Source organism: Streptococcus suis (assembly GCF_024509555.1).
Taxonomy (GTDB): Bacteria; Bacillota; Bacilli; order Lactobacillales; family Streptococcaceae; genus Streptococcus; species Streptococcus suis_AD.
This window is the reverse complement of the sequence record NZ_JAMWEL010000011.1, coordinates 25,879-41,621: the sequence shown is the minus strand read 5'-3', so window position 1 is coordinate 41,621 and position 15,743 is coordinate 25,879. Positions and strand designations below refer to the sequence as shown.

Here is a 15,743-nt window from a genome sequence, read left to right as displayed (position 1 = left end):
ACTTTCTCCTTAATCAAATCGTGTTTCCCAATGCTCAGATCGACTGGCTTCCAAGCAAAGTGCTAACTGCTCAGGAGTATTTTTCCCAAGCGAGAGCGGAGGCAAGTCATCTAGACTGAAAAAGCCACTGGCGACTGTTTCCGAATTGGGCTGAAACTCCCCGCCAAGGAGACGACATAAAATGAAGACCTTGGTCACGCGGTGAGCTGACTTGGCAGGATTGTTCTTGTGCTTGTCCAAAATAGCCACTACACGTTGAGCCTCCACATCCAGCCCCGCTTCTTCCTTTACTTCCTTGACTACATTGTTCTTGACAGATTGATCCACATCGCACCAACCACCTGGTAAGGACCAGAGCCCATCGTTTTCCTGGACCAGTAGGATTTTATCCTCTTGGAAAATAGCTGCGCGGGTATCCAGCTTGGGTGTCTGATAGCCTGACTCATTGCAAAACAGGTCATTCACCACTTCCAAGGGCTGTCCAGACGGCTCTACCAACATTTCCGCCGCAATCTGTCTGATTTCTTCGAAACGTTCTATGTCATAAACATCTTTTCCATAGGCTAAACCTGTCTGAGCCAAGGCTTGTAAACGTACGGCCCATTCCAACCACTTATCCTGCGACATGACTTTCCCTCCATTCTATGACAGCTTGAGCATGGATATGCCCGTCAACCACAATCTCATGCTGACTGATACCAGCTTCTGCCAACATACGCGAACTCACTAAGCTAGTTGCCTCTACCTCCTTAAGATACTTGAGTTGGATTTTTTTAGGGACATGGCAGAGCAGAAAATCATAGCCCAGTGCTTCATACATCCATTCCAGGTACTTGCCATTATTGACATGCCCATTCATATCCAAATCAAAATAGCGAACAGGAAATTCTTGAACAGACGGATTTTCCAAGAGCTGATACTTGGGAGCCCGAGGCAATTTCTTGACCTGCTCAGACTGATATGGAGCAATCAAATCTTCTGGCACAGGCGCCACCTTGCGAGTTTCAAAATCAATCAGGACAAAATAGCAGAGAATATCCAACAAAAGATTGCCTGCTGCATCGTAGATGTAGAACATCCGATGGCAGAAAAACTTGTTATAGACAACCGCTTCTGTCTTAATGGTAATGGTTTCATTGTACTTGGGCAGGCGTTGAATAGTCAGCTCATAGTCTGTCACGACCCAAATCAAGCCAAATTCCTGAAAAACATAGAGGTCACTGCGACCCAGTTCTTCCGACTGCCGACCTGACACACCAAGACAGTAGGAAATAAAGTCAGGCAGTTTGATTTCTTGTTTGACATCCACCATATCAAAAGGAATGGTGAAGTTTTCTTGGTAGGTTAAGCCCATCTTTTTTGCTCTTTTCTAATCTGTAATAATAAATCGTTCAGCAACTGTATCGCCCAGAAACAATCCCTTTTTAGTCATCCGAAGCCAACGGTCTTCTTCTTGCAAGAGACCTTCATTTTTCAAGTCTCTGACCACCTGACCATAGCGGTCTTCAAAAGAAATACCAAACTTCTCCTCAAATCGCTCGATGGACACGCCAGTTTTCTTCCGTAGCCCTAAAAACATCTCTTCTTCCATTTGCTCGGTCTTGCTGAGGAATTCTTCGTGTAAGCGAGAATGGCCTTTTTCGCGGATGGACTTGAGGTAGTGCTGGATGGGGCCGCGGTTGCGATAACGCATGCCGTCGATGTAGCCTGAAGCTCCAGCTCCTAGACCATAGTATTCCGAGTTGTCCCAGTACATGAGATTATGGCGACTTTCAAAGCCAGGCTTGGTGAAGTTGGAAATCTCGTAGTGCTCAAAGCCGTTTTTCTCCAACTCTTGCAGGATGTAGTCGAACATATCGGACTCCACATCTTCGTTGGGTAGATGGAGGTTGCCACGACGCTGGCGGTTCATGAAGACCGTGTGGTTCTCCAAAATCAAGCTATATAGGCTCATGTGGGGAATGTCCAGCTCCAAGGCCTTGGCGACATTATCGACCACCTGCTCCATAGTCTGACCAGGTAGGGCATAAATCAGGTCAATGGAAATGTTGTGAAAACCTGCTTCCTTGAGAGCTGCAATGGTTTCATAAATCTGGGCTTGGTTGTGACTGCGACCGATTTTTTTCAACATACGGTCGTCAAAGGTCTGAACGCCAAGCGACACTCGATTGCACTTTGATTTTTTCAGAACCGCAATCTTATCCGCCGTCAAGTCACCTGGATTGGCCTCAATAGTGAATTCTTCCAGCTGTGACAAGTCCAGCAAGTCCTCTAGATTGGTCAGGAGATAATCTAGCTGGTCTGCCGAAAGAGCCGATGGTGTTCCGCCTCCGATATAAAGTGTGCGGAGGGTTGGCAGGTCGTAAAACTTGACCTCTTCCATGAGGGCTTCCAAATACTCGTCAACTGGCTGATTCTTGATAAAGACCTTGGAAAAGTCACAGTAGTAACAAATCTGGGTGCAAAATGGAATGTGGATATAGGCGGATGTCGGTCGTTTTTTCATACCAACTATTATAGCATATAATTGGTTGATGACCGATTATCTATTTTCTATTATCAGAATAAAAAGAAGTAATCACGGTTACAGATGGCAGAACGTATAGTAGATGTAGATTTATTCAAAAATCTATACTGTTCAATAATATATCCATGTAGCCAAACTCATATAATGACAATCAAGAAAATATAGACCTAGGCCGCCAATATAGAGCAGAACCATTTTGTAGTCAAGCCGTCCATTCAATCTTCAGCTTCGGTATATAGAAATCACCAAAATTTAATCCATTGATATATTATTTATTGTATAGATTTACCAAATATGCTATACTAAATAGTTAAAGGAGGTCTTCCCATGAAAAAAATCATCATCTGTATTGCACTTCTATCCTGCCTTGTTTTTCCCTTTATCAGTTGGAAACTCTACGCCTACCAGCACAACAAAATAAGCTTAACTGAGAATGCTGATTTTTACTTGGTTTATCCCGGTAAGGTCGAAACCTTTCAGCTAAATGGTCAAGAACCAGAGCTGCTACATACCCAAAAAATGAATTCAGAAGGCTATTTTGGCTCTGGTGAAAATTATGTCATAGACAATCGGTATCTAGTCTTTGCCAACGATCAGCAAAAATTCATTAACGACAATCTGATATCCATCGATTTCAATACTGGCACTGTCTTGCGAAAGCCGAGTCAGTATAGTAGCTATATCAGTGGAACAGATGGACAAGACTTTTATACAGCAGGGCCCTTTCATACTTTGGCGCAATTTGATAAGCAATTTGAAACAGTTCAAACCCACGTATTAAACGATGACTTCATTCCAAATGCTCCAGTCATGACAGACCAAACGTCAGTCTATTTAACTGGCTTTGTGAAAGATTTTACCCAAGAAGGACCCGAAGAAAATGTCTTGATTGTATTTGATAAGAAAGATTTTTCAAAACAAGAGGTATTCAAGTATGACAATACCATAGCAACTGGAGAAGGGCTTTTGCTCAATGGAACCATCTATCTCCCAAATTTAGGAAAAAAAACAAGTGAGTATGAGAACATTGAACAGTCATCCGAACTCCTAACCTTTGATACAAAAACAAGAACATTTTCGTCAATAACTTTAGAACACCCCTCACCAAGCACACTCCATGCTCTCAAAGACCAGAAGCTTCTCCTCATCGAACATCAAAATGGTATGTTTAGCCCACTTTCCTTTACTATTTACAATACCCAAACTGGCGAGCATTCCTACCATACTTTGAAGGACTTAAATCCCCGTCCTCACTACATTGACCATATCCGTCAAATCGATGATAAGCGCTTAATGATTATTTTGGCAAATCAACTCCTTATCTATGATATGAAGAGTCAAAAAATTATCAGCCAGACCACTCTGTCAGAAGACTACGTTTCTGGAGTTTGGATCAATCCATAAAATAAAGAACTCGGCTCAGTTAGCCGAGTTCTTTATTCTTCATCTTGTAAATCCACACTTGGCACGGTTGTCGCCGCATCTGTACTAGCTTGGAACAGGTCGACTTTTTCATAGCCAAACAGGTTGGCATAGATAGATGTCGGAAATCGTTTGATTTTTTTATTGTAGGCCGTTGCCACCGCATTATAATCCTTGCGGGCAACCAAAATCCGATTTTCAGTCCCCTCTAGCTCGGTAATGAGGTCAGATACCTGTTGATTGGCTGTTAATTGCGGATAATTTTCTGTCACCATCAGCAAGCGAGACACTGCCGAATCCAGCTGACTTTGTGCCTGATTGTAGTCGCTGGTTCCCACTTGGCTGGAGCCAATTTTCGCACGCGCATCCGCTATGGCAGTAAAAATCTCTTCCTCATGCTCCATGGCTCCCTTGACTGCTGCCACGACATTCGGTATCAGATCATAGCGCCGTTGGAGCTGGGTGTCCACATTGGCCTGGGCATTTTCCACTTCTGCATGGCTATCGACCAGCCCATTGTATTGACCGACTACTCCCATTCCTAAAAATAGCAGAGCGAAAACTGGAATTAGTATGGCTAACCATTTCTTTTTCATATACTTTCCTTTCTTTTCTTACCAACCAGATGAGGCTCCACCGCCTCCTCCACCGCCTCCAGACCATCCACCTCCACTATAGGATGATGAAGAATGGGAAGAATGATTGTTGTGGTAATGATGGTAGTCATCTACCAACATCCAGAGCAGATTACCTGGACCACCGCCTCGACCACGGCTAGCCTTATCAATAATTCCAAAAATTATAAAGATTAGTATTAGAATTAAAAACAATACAAAACTATCACTTTCCGCACTGGTCCTTTCTTCCATGGCAGCCAGCTGTTCCTGACCTAGACTAGTCCCGTAGAAGCGATCTCCGATGGATTGGACAATATAGGTTACCCCTCCATCATAATCTTCCTGACGGAAAAACTCCCTAGCATTTTCCAGAATATCCTTGGCTTCCACATCTGTCAACACCGTTGCAGCATTGTCAGAGGTTTCTATCCGAAATTCCCTGTCGGCTATGGTAATCACCAAGAGAATACCGTTGTCCGTTCCTGCAAAGCCAACCTGCCAGTCACGGAAGGTTGCGTTGGCTAGACTTTCAATATCAGTAGAAAGACTTTCGGTCACATAGACCCCAACCTGCAGTTGTTGCTCGCTAGCTGCCCAGGTCTGATTGAGCTGGTCAATGTTGGCAATTGTTTCACTGGAAAGAAGCTGGGTTTCATCAACCACCGTCGTATCAATTGGACGGGCCGGAATTCCCTCAGCTCCTACCAGACTAGCCTGACCTAGACTGAACAATAAAAGCAAGAAACCTAATAAATAGAACAGATACTTTTTCATACGGCACCTCCTCTGAAGGTAGAAACAGTTTCTTTATATTATTGTATCATTTTTACCTTATTTTTCAAGTATTTGCATAAGTATATTTTGTAAGTTTGGAATGATTTCCGCTTGAAACCAGGGATTCTTTGCCTGCCAGATATTGTTTCTAGGTGACGGATGGGGCAAAGGAAAATAGGTGGGAAGGTAATCATCTGCATGCTTCACTCTCTCCGTCAGGTTCCTTTGGGATTTTTCTAAATAATATTCTTGAGCATAATTGCCTACCAATATGGTCAGCTCAAGCTCTGGCAGTTGGTCCAGAATAAGTGGGTGCCATTTGGGCGCAAAATCCTTGCGAGGCGGCAAATCCCCAGACCTCCCCTTTCCTGGATAATAGAAATCCATAGGAAGAATAGCAAAATGACCCGATTTATAAAAAGTCTGTCGATCCACGCCCAACCATTGACGGAGGTTATCACCACTGGCGTCGTCAAATAAACGCCCTTTTTCCTGGGTTTTCAAGCCAGGTGCCTGTCCAATAATAAGAATTTTTGCGGTTGAAGGGGCTTGGAAAAGGGGAGCTATTCCCTTGTTCGTAAAGTCTCGGTTCGCAACATCCTCAATGATGGCTTGACGAATCTCAGCAAGTTCCATGATGTCCTACTTTCTTGACCATGGTCACATCTTCTTCTAAGGCTCGGAAACCGCATTTTTTGTAGAAAGAATAGGCCGGAAGGTTGCGTTCGGTTTGCAGAAGAATATGAACAATTTTTCTATCAGCTAACTGCTTCTCAATATCAGCTAATAATCTAACACCGTGTCCTTGTCCTTGGTAATCACGGGAAATGCAGAACTCTTCAATTCGATACTCTGTTCCCTCATACCAATAGCGAATGTAACCAAGTGACAGACCTATCAATTTTTCCTGGTCAAACAAGCCAAAACAGAGTGCTCTTGAGTGTCCCAGTAAATCGCCTATGTAGCAATCTAATTGTTCCTCATCTGACCAATCATCATTCCAAGGTTCTTGGCTGAAAACAGATAAAAATAATTCTTTAACCATCTCCATGTCTGAAAAACAAAGTTCTTTCAGTTCCATAATTCCTCCTAAAAAAGACGGGCGTACCCGTCTTCATGTATTACTTAATGAGTTCGTAGATAGCTTCTGCGTAAATAGCAGCGGCACGGTAGAGTTGCTCAACTTCGATAAATTCGTTGGCTTGGTGCATGGTATTGACATCGCCTGGGAACATCGCTCCGTAAGCTACACCACGTTTGAGCAAGCGGCCGAATGTACCACCACCGATTACTTGTTCGTGGCCTTTCAAACCTGTATGTTTTTCATAAACAGACAGAAGGGTTGCGACCATTGGGTCATCGATTGGGCAATAATGTGGGGTATGACCATGTTCAGATAAGCTGACAGCTTCCACGCCAAGTTTTTCCAAACCAGCCTTAATGGTTTCTGGGTTGGTATTTTTTGGATAACGGAAGTTGAGGGCAATGGTGTTGTTAGATGAAGTTTCTTCAAACTTAAAGACACCTGCGTTCATAGAAAGGGCACCCATCTGCTCATCGTAGATGGCTACGCCGAGTTTTTGGGCATCGTGGTCTTCCAGAAGGACTTGTCCTGTCAAGTCAAGATAGGTTTTGGCAGCTCCCTCAAAGGCGAATTGGCTGAGGAATTTTGCCAAATAGGTTGCTCCGTTGACACCTTCTTCTGGGGTTGAACCGTGGGCTGATTTTCCGATGACGGTGACTTGAACTTGACCGTTTTCAAGGGTTTTCGCGTCAGCTTTTAGACCATAGGCTGCTGTGAAATCTGCCAACTTGCTGTCCAGGTCTACTAGGTCGCCAGAAATGATAGCTGTCGCAGACTCAGGCACCATATTCTCACGCAAACCGCCTGTGAAGGAATGCAGTTTAGCAGCTCCGCTATTTTCCCCCGCAAAATGAAGATAAGCTGTGATATTGCCCTTTTCTCCGTTGATAATCGGGAACTCAGCATCAGGCGAGAAACCGAAGTCTGGCAATGGTAGGCCGACGTGCTCAAAGTAGTAATCCATGTCCGCCCAGCCTGACTCCTCATCAGTACCGACGATGAAGCGGACTTTTTTAGAGGTCGGAAGGCCCAACTCCTTGATGATTTTCAAGCCGTAGTAGCAAGCCATGGTCGGTCCTTTGTCGTCAGAGGATCCGCGGGCAAAGAGCTTACCGTCGATGATTTGCGGCTCGTATGGGTCGGTGTTCCAACCGCTACCTGCTGGCACCACGTCCAAGTGACCGAAAATACCAAGGACTTCGTCACCCTCGCCAAATTCAAAGTGACCTGCGTAGTTATCAACATTTTTAGTCGGATAGCCATCACGCTGAGCAATTTCTAGAAACTTGTCCAAGGCACGTACTGGTCCTGGCCCAAATGGGTGCTGGGCATCTGCCTGGCTGTCGTCACGCTCAGAATTGATGCGGAGAAGGTCAAAGAGGTCCGCTAGAAACTCATCTTTGCGTTTGTCAAACTCTGCTCTAAAATCTACTGTCATATGTTCTCCTTTTCAGTATCAAAGTAAGTCTATTTTATCATAAAATGAAAGAGATTTCAGAAGTAAAGCGAAGAAAAAAAGTTGGTCTCCCAACTTCTTTTTATTTTTTCCAAGCAGATCGTTCTGCTACAACTGTAAACAAGACATCGGTTGATGAGTTGAGGGCTGTTTCACAAGAATCTTGAATCACTCCGACTACAAATCCTACTCCAACAACCTGCATGGCGATTTCATTTGGAATACCAAATAGGCTACATGCTACTGGAATGAGGAGAAGCGAGCCTCCTGCTACACCTGATGCACCTGCAGCTGATAGAGATGCGACAACAGATAAAAGAAGGGCCGAACTGAAATCAACTGTGATACCAAGTGTATTTACCGCAGCCATTGTCAAAATATTGATGGTAATGGCGGCTCCTGCCATGTTCACTGTCGCACCCAAGGGAATGGATACGGAATAAGTATCTGAGTCAACTCCTAATCGTTTAGCCAGCTGCATATTGACTGGAATATTGGCAGCCGAACTTCTTGTGAAAAATGCTGTTACACCGCTAACGCGAAGACATTCTAATATGAGAGGGTACGGATTTTTCTTCATAACAAGAAAGGCAATCAAGGGATTAACAACAAGTGCTACAAAAATCATACAACCTACCAGCACCAATAGCAGCAGACCGTAGTTTTTTAGTGCTGCCAATCCATTATTTGCAATTGTATCAAAAACTAAGCCCAAGATACCGAAAGGTGCTAGTCCAATAATCCAACTGACGACTTTAGAAGTCACTTCTGCTGTTGATTGCAATAAATCCTTGGTGTGTTGACTAGCGTTCCGAAAGGCAAGACCAAAAATAGCTGCCCAAGATAATACTCCAATATAGTTAGCGTTTGCTAGCGCACTGATTGGATTGTCAACAATGTTCAATAATAAGTCTTGAAATACTTCTGAAATCCCCTGTGGTGGCGAAATTTCTGTCGCAGCTGCCTCGGTAAGAACCAATGTTAATGGAAACAGATAACTGGCAATAACCGCAACGCTTGCTGCTGCAAAAGTACCAATTAAGTATAGGAAGAGAATAGTCCGAATATTATTTTTCTGACCTTCTGGTGCCTGAGACAGGGCGTGGGCAACCAGTGTCAATACCAAAAGTGGGGCAATAGCTTTTAAAGCTCCAACAAAGAGACTTCCTAAGAGAGAAATCATCGTAAACTGAGGCACACTCAATCCCAAGACTAATCCTAAAAAGACCCCAATACTGATTTTCCGAATTAAACTCATCTTTTTCCAAATAGAAATTATATTTTTCAAACAATTCCCTCCAAACAAACATTTTTCCATATTAGCAGAAAAACGAACGTTGGTCAATAGAATAAAAAACGAGTATGGGCTGAGAGTTTTTTCAACATACAGTCATTATTCCCTCAAAAAACTACTTCATATATTAAAGCACTTCACTTGTGAGTACCGTTCTAAGATATAAAAACTACATGTGGTCACTCCACATGCAGTTTACAAGGTATTCTTATTCAAACTCCAACTGGGCCTTGTCGGTAAAATAAGTTTTGTAGGCAGCGTAGGAGGCAATCACAGAAGCCAGACTGGTCGCAGACAGCAACATGAACATGACCATAATCTGATAACGAATGGCATGGACCGGATCTACTCCTGCAAAAATCAGACCAGACATCATTCCAGGTAGGCTGACCAGACCGACTGTCTTGGCTGAGTCAATGGTGGGCTGCATACCTGTTTTGATAGCCTCTCGCAAAATATCCTGTGAAGCCAATTTGACAGTTGCTCCCAGACTTAATTTTTCCAAGACTTGTTGGCGGTTGTCTGTGAAAGACTTGTACATAGCCCGATAGGACAGGCCGATGGCCGTCATAGCATTACTAGCCAACATCCCTGAAATGGGAATGACCTGCGAAGGAATAAACTGAATTGCCCCTGATAAAATCAGGATTGTCAGAGTCAAACCAGTCGAAGCAAGCAGGGCTAGAAAGGGATGAAGCAGGGATTTCTTGCTATTGGGATTGCGTTTGTTGGCTTGGACACTGGCATTGTAGAGAATAATCAAAACCATTGCCAAGCTGAGAAAGACATTGGAGGCTTGGAAGATAAACTTGAGAATGTAGCCGACAAAAATCAGCTGAAGGACAGTTCTGACAACGGCCATGAAAATATCCTTGGTCAAGCCCAGTTTTTCCTTTTGGCTGATGCTAATTGCCACCAAGACCAGCCCGAACACAAGGGCTAGGGACAGGTTATCTACTGAAACGTTCATACTTGGACCCGACCTCCTTCTATTCTCAGAATTTTTTGGGCTGCATCAATCTCTGACTGGTCATGAGTGACTTCAATCAGGGTATTTCCTGCGGCTTGGTAGTCTGCCAAGAGCTTATTGACAATGGCCTTGGTTTCGGCGTCCAAGCCTGCAGAGATTTCGTCCAAGAGTAAGACTTTGGGCTCGAAGAGTAGATTGCGGATGAGGGCAACTCGCTGCTTTTCTCCACCAGATAGTTCTATGATTTTCTTGCTTAAAAATTCTGGTGCTAGATGAACAGATTCTAGGGCCTTGAGGGCTTTGGTCTGGTCAAATGCCAGCTGACGAATGGTAAATGGAAACTGGAGATTATCTTGGACGGTCTGGCCAAAGAGAACTGGCTGTTGAAAACAATAGGAAACCTCTCTCCTGTAATTCGGCATATCCAGCTCTGCTATGTCCCGCCCCTGAAAGAAAATAGTCCCACTGGTCGCAGAAGTCAGGCCTGCCAAGAGTTTTAAGATAGAGCTTTTGCCGCTACCTGAAGGTCCAACCAAGGTCAATCGCTCGCCTGCTGCAACGGTAAAGCTAATGTCAGTTAAAATCGACTTATCTTTGTCCGATAAGCCGACCGATTGAAGTTGAAAAATGTTCATCTTAATGTCCATGCTCTTCTGCTTCTTCAGCAGCGATAGCGATGGCTTGGGTTTCATGAACTGTCCCATGAGCGTGGTGGGCTGGTCCATAAATAGAGTAGATTTTTAGGTCTTCTTGACCGATGTTGATGACATTATGGTAGGTTCCGTTTGGAATTAAAATAGCATCTTCTGGTCCAACTTCCGTATCAAGCGTAATCTTATCAGCTGATTCACCCATGATAACACGGCCGTGACCTTGCTCAATGCGGAGGAATTGATCGTTTTCATTATGGACTTCTGCACCGATGTCACCACCGACCGGGATAGACATGAGGGTAACTTGCAAGAGTTCCCCAGTCCAAAGGGCCGTGCGGTAGTTGGTATTTTCAAGCGTTGCTGTTTCAATATTGGTTACAAATGGAGCTTTTCCATAATCTTTTGTAGTCATAATTGTTTACCTCTAAATTATAATCATTCTAAACTTTCTTTAGAACAATTCTAATTATACTCCTTTTTAAAAACTTGTCAAGCTTTTTTATAAACATTATAATTTTCAGACAAAACTTAGAGACCTGATAAGAAAAAGCCACCTTTCGGCAGCTGTTTTCTATATTATCGAAGAGCAGTATTCACAGTAATTTTCTTGCCCCAGTACAATTGTATTGGTTGCACCACATTGAGAGCATTTGGAGGTTGTTTGGCTTGTAGCCTCTACCTTTTCTTCTTTACTGACTTTCTTATAGTTCCTTTTTGAAGTGGCCGCTTTATTCTGACGCGCTTTGTTCCTAGACTCTTTCTTTACATTATTGATGACCTTTCGGTCTTGGTAATCAATTCCAATCCCTGTAAGAGCTTGCCGTTTCAGTAACTCTTCTAATATCGTAAGTACCCGGGTATGTGACTCCCCAGTTAAACGCTCCAATTCTATAAAATCAATCTCCTCTGCTTCCATAAAAATAATTTGATAAGACTCTGCCTTGGTTAACAATAGCTGAGCAGTCTTGTACTTTTTGAATAAAAAGAGTGTCAATCCGATGAAAATTATTGCTGTAATAAGGTAAGTAATCGGACCAGAAGTTGATGTTTCCGGCGGTGAAAAAATGTTCATCAAACTTCCAATAACAGTCAAACCTGTTAGAATTGTACCGATCAAGTAATTTCTACGTGTACTTTTTAATTTAGCAAGATAAAACATCGACTTTCTCCTTTATAAACCTAAAATTTCTTTTTTCTTTTTTGCAAATTCGTCTTCTGATAAAATTCCCATATCAAACAATTGTTTTAATTTTGTAACCGCCTCTATTTGCTCATCAAGATTGAGCTGGGATTGATGACTAGCACTGGAGGAAGATTGACCTAGTTGCTGTGCTAGATTCATTCCCACTAGTAAACCTCCCGCATCTCCTAGACCATGCTGATTCACGCCGTCAGCAATTTTCTGTTGAGCTGCAATATCTGCACTACGCTGATTGGCATCATCATAGGCTCTAAGATGCATCTTGTTGGCAGAAAAATCATGTACCAATTTCTTCGAATCTGGTGAAAATTCTATATTTTCAATGGCTACTTTAACAATCTTTAGCCCAAATCGTTCTAGCCAAGTACCAGCATTGTAATCATCTTTTTCAATTGCTTCAGCAATTGCCATTGATTTTGTGGGTAGCTGGGAAATGCGAAATTGGTCAGATAGAGAAGTTACCGCAACCACAAAAGAGTGAAGGAATTCAGATAAAATTTGTTCTTTAACCTTTTTATCTGAAAAAGAATAATACGAAACGTTCGGAGGAAGAAAATTACGTATAAAGGTTTCAGGCTGAATCACCTGTAAGGAAATATTTCCCCGTGCAAAAATCTCTAAATCTGTACCATAATAAGCATCATTGTAAACAATACCACCTCTAGTTCCAAATTTAATATTACGAATTTCACGAAGATTCACAAAAGCAATACGCTTATCCGCAGAGGCTTGGCCACCAAAGGCCAATCGATCACCAACCTGTCCAATTAAATCGCTTGCCTTTTCGCCCACTTGCTTCCAGATGTCAGCATTTTTATCCTTGCTTCCACTAAAAATAGAGGATTCTCCATTTTGATAGATAAACTCTCCTGGGGTTGTTATGATTTCTTCAATACCTGCATGATCAAAAATAAAGGCTGCTGTATTTTCAGGGATAGAAATTTTAGAGCCAGATGTAATGACACCTATGTTGCCTTTATAATTTTCTCCTCGCCAATTATTCATAGCCTGATACACACCTGGGGTTACAACCGTATGTTCATCGAAAGGTCCAGCTGTAATAATCTCTTTCCACTGATCGTGAATAGTTCCATCAATCGCACTATTCAGCCCTCTTCCCAGTACATCTTTGACATCTTTTAGAATACCCATTATATCTCTACCTTTCTTCTATTTTTCAAAATTATTATATCATTTATTTAATGTTTTAACAGCTTTTTTCAAAAAAAGCCACCTTTCGGCAGCTGTTTTCTACAATTTTACAGACAAATTAGCCAGATAATCTGGACCAAATTTGGACAGGCGATTGCGACTGTCTCTGGATTCGTAAAAATCAATCATGGCAAAACCAGCTCGTAATTGCCCTGCAATCTGTTCTTCTAAGGTATGGCTAAATTCATAGCCATATTCTGGATCAATCGTGATTTGTCCTGCTTCTTCTAATTGTCGTGCGTTAAAAGGTAGGCTGTACTTTGGAACCAAGGTTTTGTCTGGATGCTCCCAAACATCATCAGCATCAAAGACATAAATCCAAGGGTTCATGTAGCCAACCATGAGCAACCCTCCCTTTTTCAAAACCCGATAAGACTCCTGCCACATATTGGTCAAATCCTCGATATAAACATTTGAAACCGGGCAAAAAATGATGTCAAAAGTCTCGTCTTCAAAAGGAAAAGGCTGTGTCATATCTGCCTGCACCGTCTGCAAATTCAGATTTTCTCGCTCAGCAACCAGCATATCCTTGTCCAACTGTTCCTTGGAGAAGTCCAAAATAGTTGTCTCATAGCCATGAGCCGCAAAAATTGGTCCCTGTTGACCACCACCACAGGCCAAACCCAGCAATTTCTTACCTTGGGCTTTTTCAAACCAGTCAAGTGGAACGGTCTTTCCAACCGTCAAAGAAACGGATAAGGGCTTGTCTTTGGCAACAAGAAATTCCTCATGACTGAGCGGAACTGTATAGGCATTTCCCTGTCTAGCTGAAACCCGATTCCAACGTTCTTGATTGTAGTTTACATAATCTGTCATTTTTCTTTCCTCGCTTGAGGCCTAGCCAATATGACCTCGTTCTGTTCTTTTCATTTTTTACCTCCTTTACCATGCTAATTCTATTATAGTATAAGCACAAAGAAAAAGCTACCTTTCGATAGCTTGCTTCTTATGTCAATTCATTAAAGTCCCATACATCGTCCACCCAGCCTTCATAGAAATCAGGCTCGTGGCAAACCATGAGAATTGAGCCCTTATAAGCTTGAAGGGCACGTTTGAGTTCATCCTTGGCATCCACATCCAAGTGGTTGGTCGGCTCGTCAAGAACCAAGACATTGTTTTCACGGTTCATAAGCAAACAGAAGCGAACTTTTGCCTGCTCACCACCTGAAAGAACTTGAATCTGGCTTTCGATATGTTTGGAAGTCAGACCGCAACGAGCCAAGGCTGCCCGAACTTCCGCCTGATTAAGAGCAGGAAAAGCATCCCAAACGGCTTCAAGCGGAGTCTGACGATTGCCACCAGCTACTTCTTGCTCAAAATAGCCTAGTTCCAGATACTCCCCACGCTCCACAGAACCACCGAGCGGTGGAATAATACCCAGCAAACTTTTAAGAAGAGTAGATTTACCGATACCGTTGGCACCAACAATGGCAATCTTCTGGTTGCGTTCAAAGGTCAGATTGAGCGGTTTACGTGTCAATACACGGTCATAACCAATTTCCAAATCAGTCGTTTGGAAGATAAAGCGGCTTGGAGTTCGAGCCATTTTGAAATCAAATGACGGCTTTGGTTTCTCTGCTTGAAGCTCAATAATCTCCATCTTATCCAACTTCTTCTGACGGGACATGGCCATGTTTCGAGTCGCAACGCGGGCCTTGTTACGGTTAACGAAGTCCTGCAAGTCTGCGATTTCCTTCTGCTGGCGTTCGTAGGCCGCCTCCAACTGAGCCCGCTTCATAGCATGGACTTCTTGGAATTGGTAATAGTCGCCTGTGTAACGAGTCAAAAGCTGATTTTCCACATGGTAGACAATGTTTATCACATCATTCAAGAATGGAATATCGTGCGAAATCAAGACAAAGGCATTTTCATAGTTCTGTAAGTAGCGTTTGAGCCAGTCGATATGCTCTGCATCCAAGTAGTTGGTCGGCTCATCCAGAAGCAAGATGTCAGGCTTTTCCAAGAGCAATTTTGCCAAAAGAACCTTAGTCCGTTGTCCCCCTGATAACTCCGTCACGTCCTTGTCCATGCCATAATCCATAACACCAAGCGCACGCGCTACTTCGTCAATCTTGGCATCAAGTGTATAGAAATCACGGCTTTCCAGACGATCCTGCAGCTCACCAACCTCTTCCATAAGGGCATCCATATCGGCACCCTCTTCTGCCATAGACATGTAAATGTCATTGATACGAGCTTCTGTCTTGAAGAGTTCATCGAATGCTGTCCGCAAGACATCACGGACTGATTGACCTTTTTCTAATTTAGCATGCTGATCTAAATAACCTGCCGTTACATAACGTGACCATTCAACCTTACCTTCATCTGGCTGCAATTGACCTGTCACGATGGACATGAAGGTCGATTTCCCTTCACCATTGGCACCAACAAGGCCAATATGCTCCCCTTTTAAAAGACGGAAGGAGACATTCTCAAAAATGGCACGATCACCAAACCCATGACTTAAATTCTTTACTTCTAAAATACTCATAATTTCCTCACAAAAGAGGCTGGAAATCCTTCCAGTCTCTGT

At 43.0% G+C, this 15,743-nt stretch carries 17 protein-coding genes; 1 reads left to right on the top strand and 16 read right to left on the bottom strand.

Annotation, left to right across the window (positions count from 1 at the left end):
• Positions 1-9 precede the first annotated feature (9 nt).
• Genes NF418_RS06145 through hemW form a run of 3 tightly spaced genes read right to left on the bottom strand, consistent with a single transcriptional unit; the run spans position 10 to position 2,506 of the window.
• A complete protein-coding gene (locus NF418_RS06145) occupies positions 10-627 on the bottom strand; it encodes an NUDIX hydrolase N-terminal domain-containing protein (protein ID WP_256778859.1) in 618 nt (205 codons plus the stop codon).
• The gene (locus tag NF418_RS06140; RefSeq protein WP_256778858.1) at positions 614-1,354 is read right to left on the bottom strand and encodes an acyl-ACP thioesterase domain-containing protein; all 741 of its coding nucleotides are present in this window, start codon (positions 1,352-1,354) and stop codon (positions 614-616) included. The genes NF418_RS06145 and NF418_RS06140 overlap by 14 nt, the downstream gene beginning before the upstream one ends.
• A gap of 15 nt (positions 1,355-1,369) precedes the next feature.
• A complete protein-coding gene (hemW, locus tag NF418_RS06135) occupies positions 1,370-2,506 on the bottom strand; it encodes a radical SAM family heme chaperone HemW (protein ID WP_256778857.1) in 1,137 nt (378 codons plus the stop codon).
• 348 nt (positions 2,507-2,854) lie between these two features.
• Here hemW and NF418_RS06130 point away from each other — a divergent pair, with 348 nt between their 5' ends.
• Positions 2,855-3,931, top strand: coding sequence for a hypothetical protein (locus NF418_RS06130; RefSeq protein ID WP_256778856.1), 1,077 nt, complete (start codon positions 2,855-2,857; stop codon positions 3,929-3,931).
• A gap of 32 nt (positions 3,932-3,963) precedes the next feature.
• On the opposite strand, the gene NF418_RS06125 is transcribed toward NF418_RS06130, so the two are convergent.
• From NF418_RS06125 to NF418_RS06065, 13 genes are all read right to left on the bottom strand, one after another.
• Complete coding sequence (locus tag NF418_RS06125) at positions 3,964-4,545, bottom strand: LemA family protein (RefSeq protein ID WP_256778855.1); 582 nt, start codon at positions 4,543-4,545, stop codon at positions 3,964-3,966.
• A gap of 18 nt (positions 4,546-4,563) precedes the next feature.
• The gene (locus tag NF418_RS06120) at positions 4,564-5,340 is read right to left on the bottom strand and encodes a TPM domain-containing protein (RefSeq protein ID WP_256778854.1); all 777 of its coding nucleotides are present in this window, start codon (positions 5,338-5,340) and stop codon (positions 4,564-4,566) included.
• A gap of 57 nt (positions 5,341-5,397) precedes the next feature.
• Positions 5,398-5,976, bottom strand: coding sequence for a uracil-DNA glycosylase family protein (locus NF418_RS06115; protein WP_256778853.1), 579 nt, complete (start codon positions 5,974-5,976; stop codon positions 5,398-5,400).
• Positions 5,963-6,421 carry a GNAT family N-acetyltransferase gene (locus NF418_RS06110; RefSeq protein WP_256778852.1) on the bottom strand — a complete coding sequence of 153 codons (459 nt, stop codon included), beginning with the start codon at positions 6,419-6,421 and terminating at the stop codon, positions 5,963-5,965. Before NF418_RS06110 ends, NF418_RS06115 begins: the two co-directional genes overlap by 14 nt.
• A gap of 40 nt (positions 6,422-6,461) precedes the next feature.
• Positions 6,462-7,862 carry a dipeptidase PepV gene (pepV, locus tag NF418_RS06105; protein WP_256778851.1) on the bottom strand — a complete coding sequence of 467 codons (1,401 nt, stop codon included), beginning with the start codon at positions 7,860-7,862 and terminating at the stop codon, positions 6,462-6,464.
• Positions 7,863-7,962: 100 nt separating this feature from the next.
• A complete protein-coding gene (gene sstT, locus NF418_RS06100; protein ID WP_256778850.1) occupies positions 7,963-9,168 on the bottom strand; it encodes a serine/threonine transporter SstT in 1,206 nt (401 codons plus the stop codon).
• Positions 9,169-9,382: 214 nt separating this feature from the next.
• Complete coding sequence (locus tag NF418_RS06095; protein WP_105106784.1) at positions 9,383-10,144, bottom strand: ABC transporter permease; 762 nt, start codon at positions 10,142-10,144, stop codon at positions 9,383-9,385.
• Positions 10,141-10,779 carry an ABC transporter ATP-binding protein gene (locus NF418_RS06090; protein WP_105108429.1) on the bottom strand — a complete coding sequence of 213 codons (639 nt, stop codon included), beginning with the start codon at positions 10,777-10,779 and terminating at the stop codon, positions 10,141-10,143. Before NF418_RS06090 ends, NF418_RS06095 begins: the two co-directional genes overlap by 4 nt.
• A gap of 1 nt (position 10,780) precedes the next feature.
• Positions 10,781-11,209, bottom strand: coding sequence for a cupin domain-containing protein (locus NF418_RS06085; RefSeq protein ID WP_024380613.1), 429 nt, complete (start codon positions 11,207-11,209; stop codon positions 10,781-10,783).
• A 159-nt stretch (positions 11,210-11,368) separates the two neighbouring features.
• Positions 11,369-11,956, bottom strand: a complete 588-nt coding sequence (locus NF418_RS06080; protein ID WP_172099676.1) for a hypothetical protein — start codon at positions 11,954-11,956, stop codon at positions 11,369-11,371.
• A 12-nt stretch (positions 11,957-11,968) separates the two neighbouring features.
• Positions 11,969-13,150 carry an SPFH domain-containing protein gene (locus tag NF418_RS06075; protein ID WP_172099677.1) on the bottom strand — a complete coding sequence of 394 codons (1,182 nt, stop codon included), beginning with the start codon at positions 13,148-13,150 and terminating at the stop codon, positions 11,969-11,971.
• Positions 13,151-13,249: 99 nt separating this feature from the next.
• Positions 13,250-14,026, bottom strand: coding sequence for a class I SAM-dependent methyltransferase (locus NF418_RS06070; protein ID WP_256778849.1), 777 nt, complete (start codon positions 14,024-14,026; stop codon positions 13,250-13,252).
• A 130-nt stretch (positions 14,027-14,156) separates the two neighbouring features.
• Entirely contained in the window at positions 14,157-15,701 is a 1,545-nt protein-coding gene (locus NF418_RS06065; RefSeq protein ID WP_009910410.1) for an ABC-F family ATP-binding cassette domain-containing protein, read from the bottom strand.
• Positions 15,702-15,743 lie beyond the last annotated feature (42 nt).

Bases quoted from the DNA above. Each gene is read 5' to 3' on its own strand.
- NF418_RS06075 (WP_172099677.1), bottom strand. From the start codon at position 13,150: ATGGGTATTCTAAAAGATGTCAAAGATGTACTGGGAAGAGGGCTGAAT.
- NF418_RS06140 (WP_256778858.1), bottom strand. From the start codon at position 1,354: ATGGGCTTAACCTACCAAGAAAACTTCACCATTCCTTTTGATATGGTG.
- NF418_RS06130 (WP_256778856.1), top strand. From the start codon at position 2,855: ATGAAAAAAATCATCATCTGTATTGCACTTCTATCCTGCCTTGTTTTT.
- NF418_RS06125 (WP_256778855.1), bottom strand. From the start codon at position 4,545: ATGAAAAAGAAATGGTTAGCCATACTAATTCCAGTTTTCGCTCTGCTA.
- hemW (WP_256778857.1), bottom strand. From the start codon at position 2,506: ATGAAAAAACGACCGACATCCGCCTATATCCACATTCCATTTTGCACC.
- NF418_RS06090 (WP_105108429.1), bottom strand. From the start codon at position 10,779: ATGAACATTTTTCAACTTCAATCGGTCGGCTTATCGGACAAAGATAAG.
- NF418_RS06110 (WP_256778852.1), bottom strand. From the start codon at position 6,421: ATGGAACTGAAAGAACTTTGTTTTTCAGACATGGAGATGGTTAAAGAA.
- pepV (WP_256778851.1), bottom strand. From the start codon at position 7,862: ATGACAGTAGATTTTAGAGCAGAGTTTGACAAACGCAAAGATGAGTTT.
- NF418_RS06120 (WP_256778854.1), bottom strand. From the start codon at position 5,340: ATGAAAAAGTATCTGTTCTATTTATTAGGTTTCTTGCTTTTATTGTTC.
- NF418_RS06065 (WP_009910410.1), bottom strand. From the start codon at position 15,701: ATGAGTATTTTAGAAGTAAAGAATTTAAGTCATGGGTTTGGTGATCGT.
- NF418_RS06085 (WP_024380613.1), bottom strand. From the start codon at position 11,209: ATGACTACAAAAGATTATGGAAAAGCTCCATTTGTAACCAATATTGAA.
- NF418_RS06145 (WP_256778859.1), bottom strand. From the start codon at position 627: ATGTCGCAGGATAAGTGGTTGGAATGGGCCGTACGTTTACAAGCCTTG.
- NF418_RS06115 (WP_256778853.1), bottom strand. From the start codon at position 5,976: ATGGAACTTGCTGAGATTCGTCAAGCCATCATTGAGGATGTTGCGAAC.
- NF418_RS06080 (WP_172099676.1), bottom strand. From the start codon at position 11,956: ATGTTTTATCTTGCTAAATTAAAAAGTACACGTAGAAATTACTTGATC.
- NF418_RS06095 (WP_105106784.1), bottom strand. From the start codon at position 10,144: ATGAACGTTTCAGTAGATAACCTGTCCCTAGCCCTTGTGTTCGGGCTG.
- NF418_RS06070 (WP_256778849.1), bottom strand. From the start codon at position 14,026: ATGACAGATTATGTAAACTACAATCAAGAACGTTGGAATCGGGTTTCA.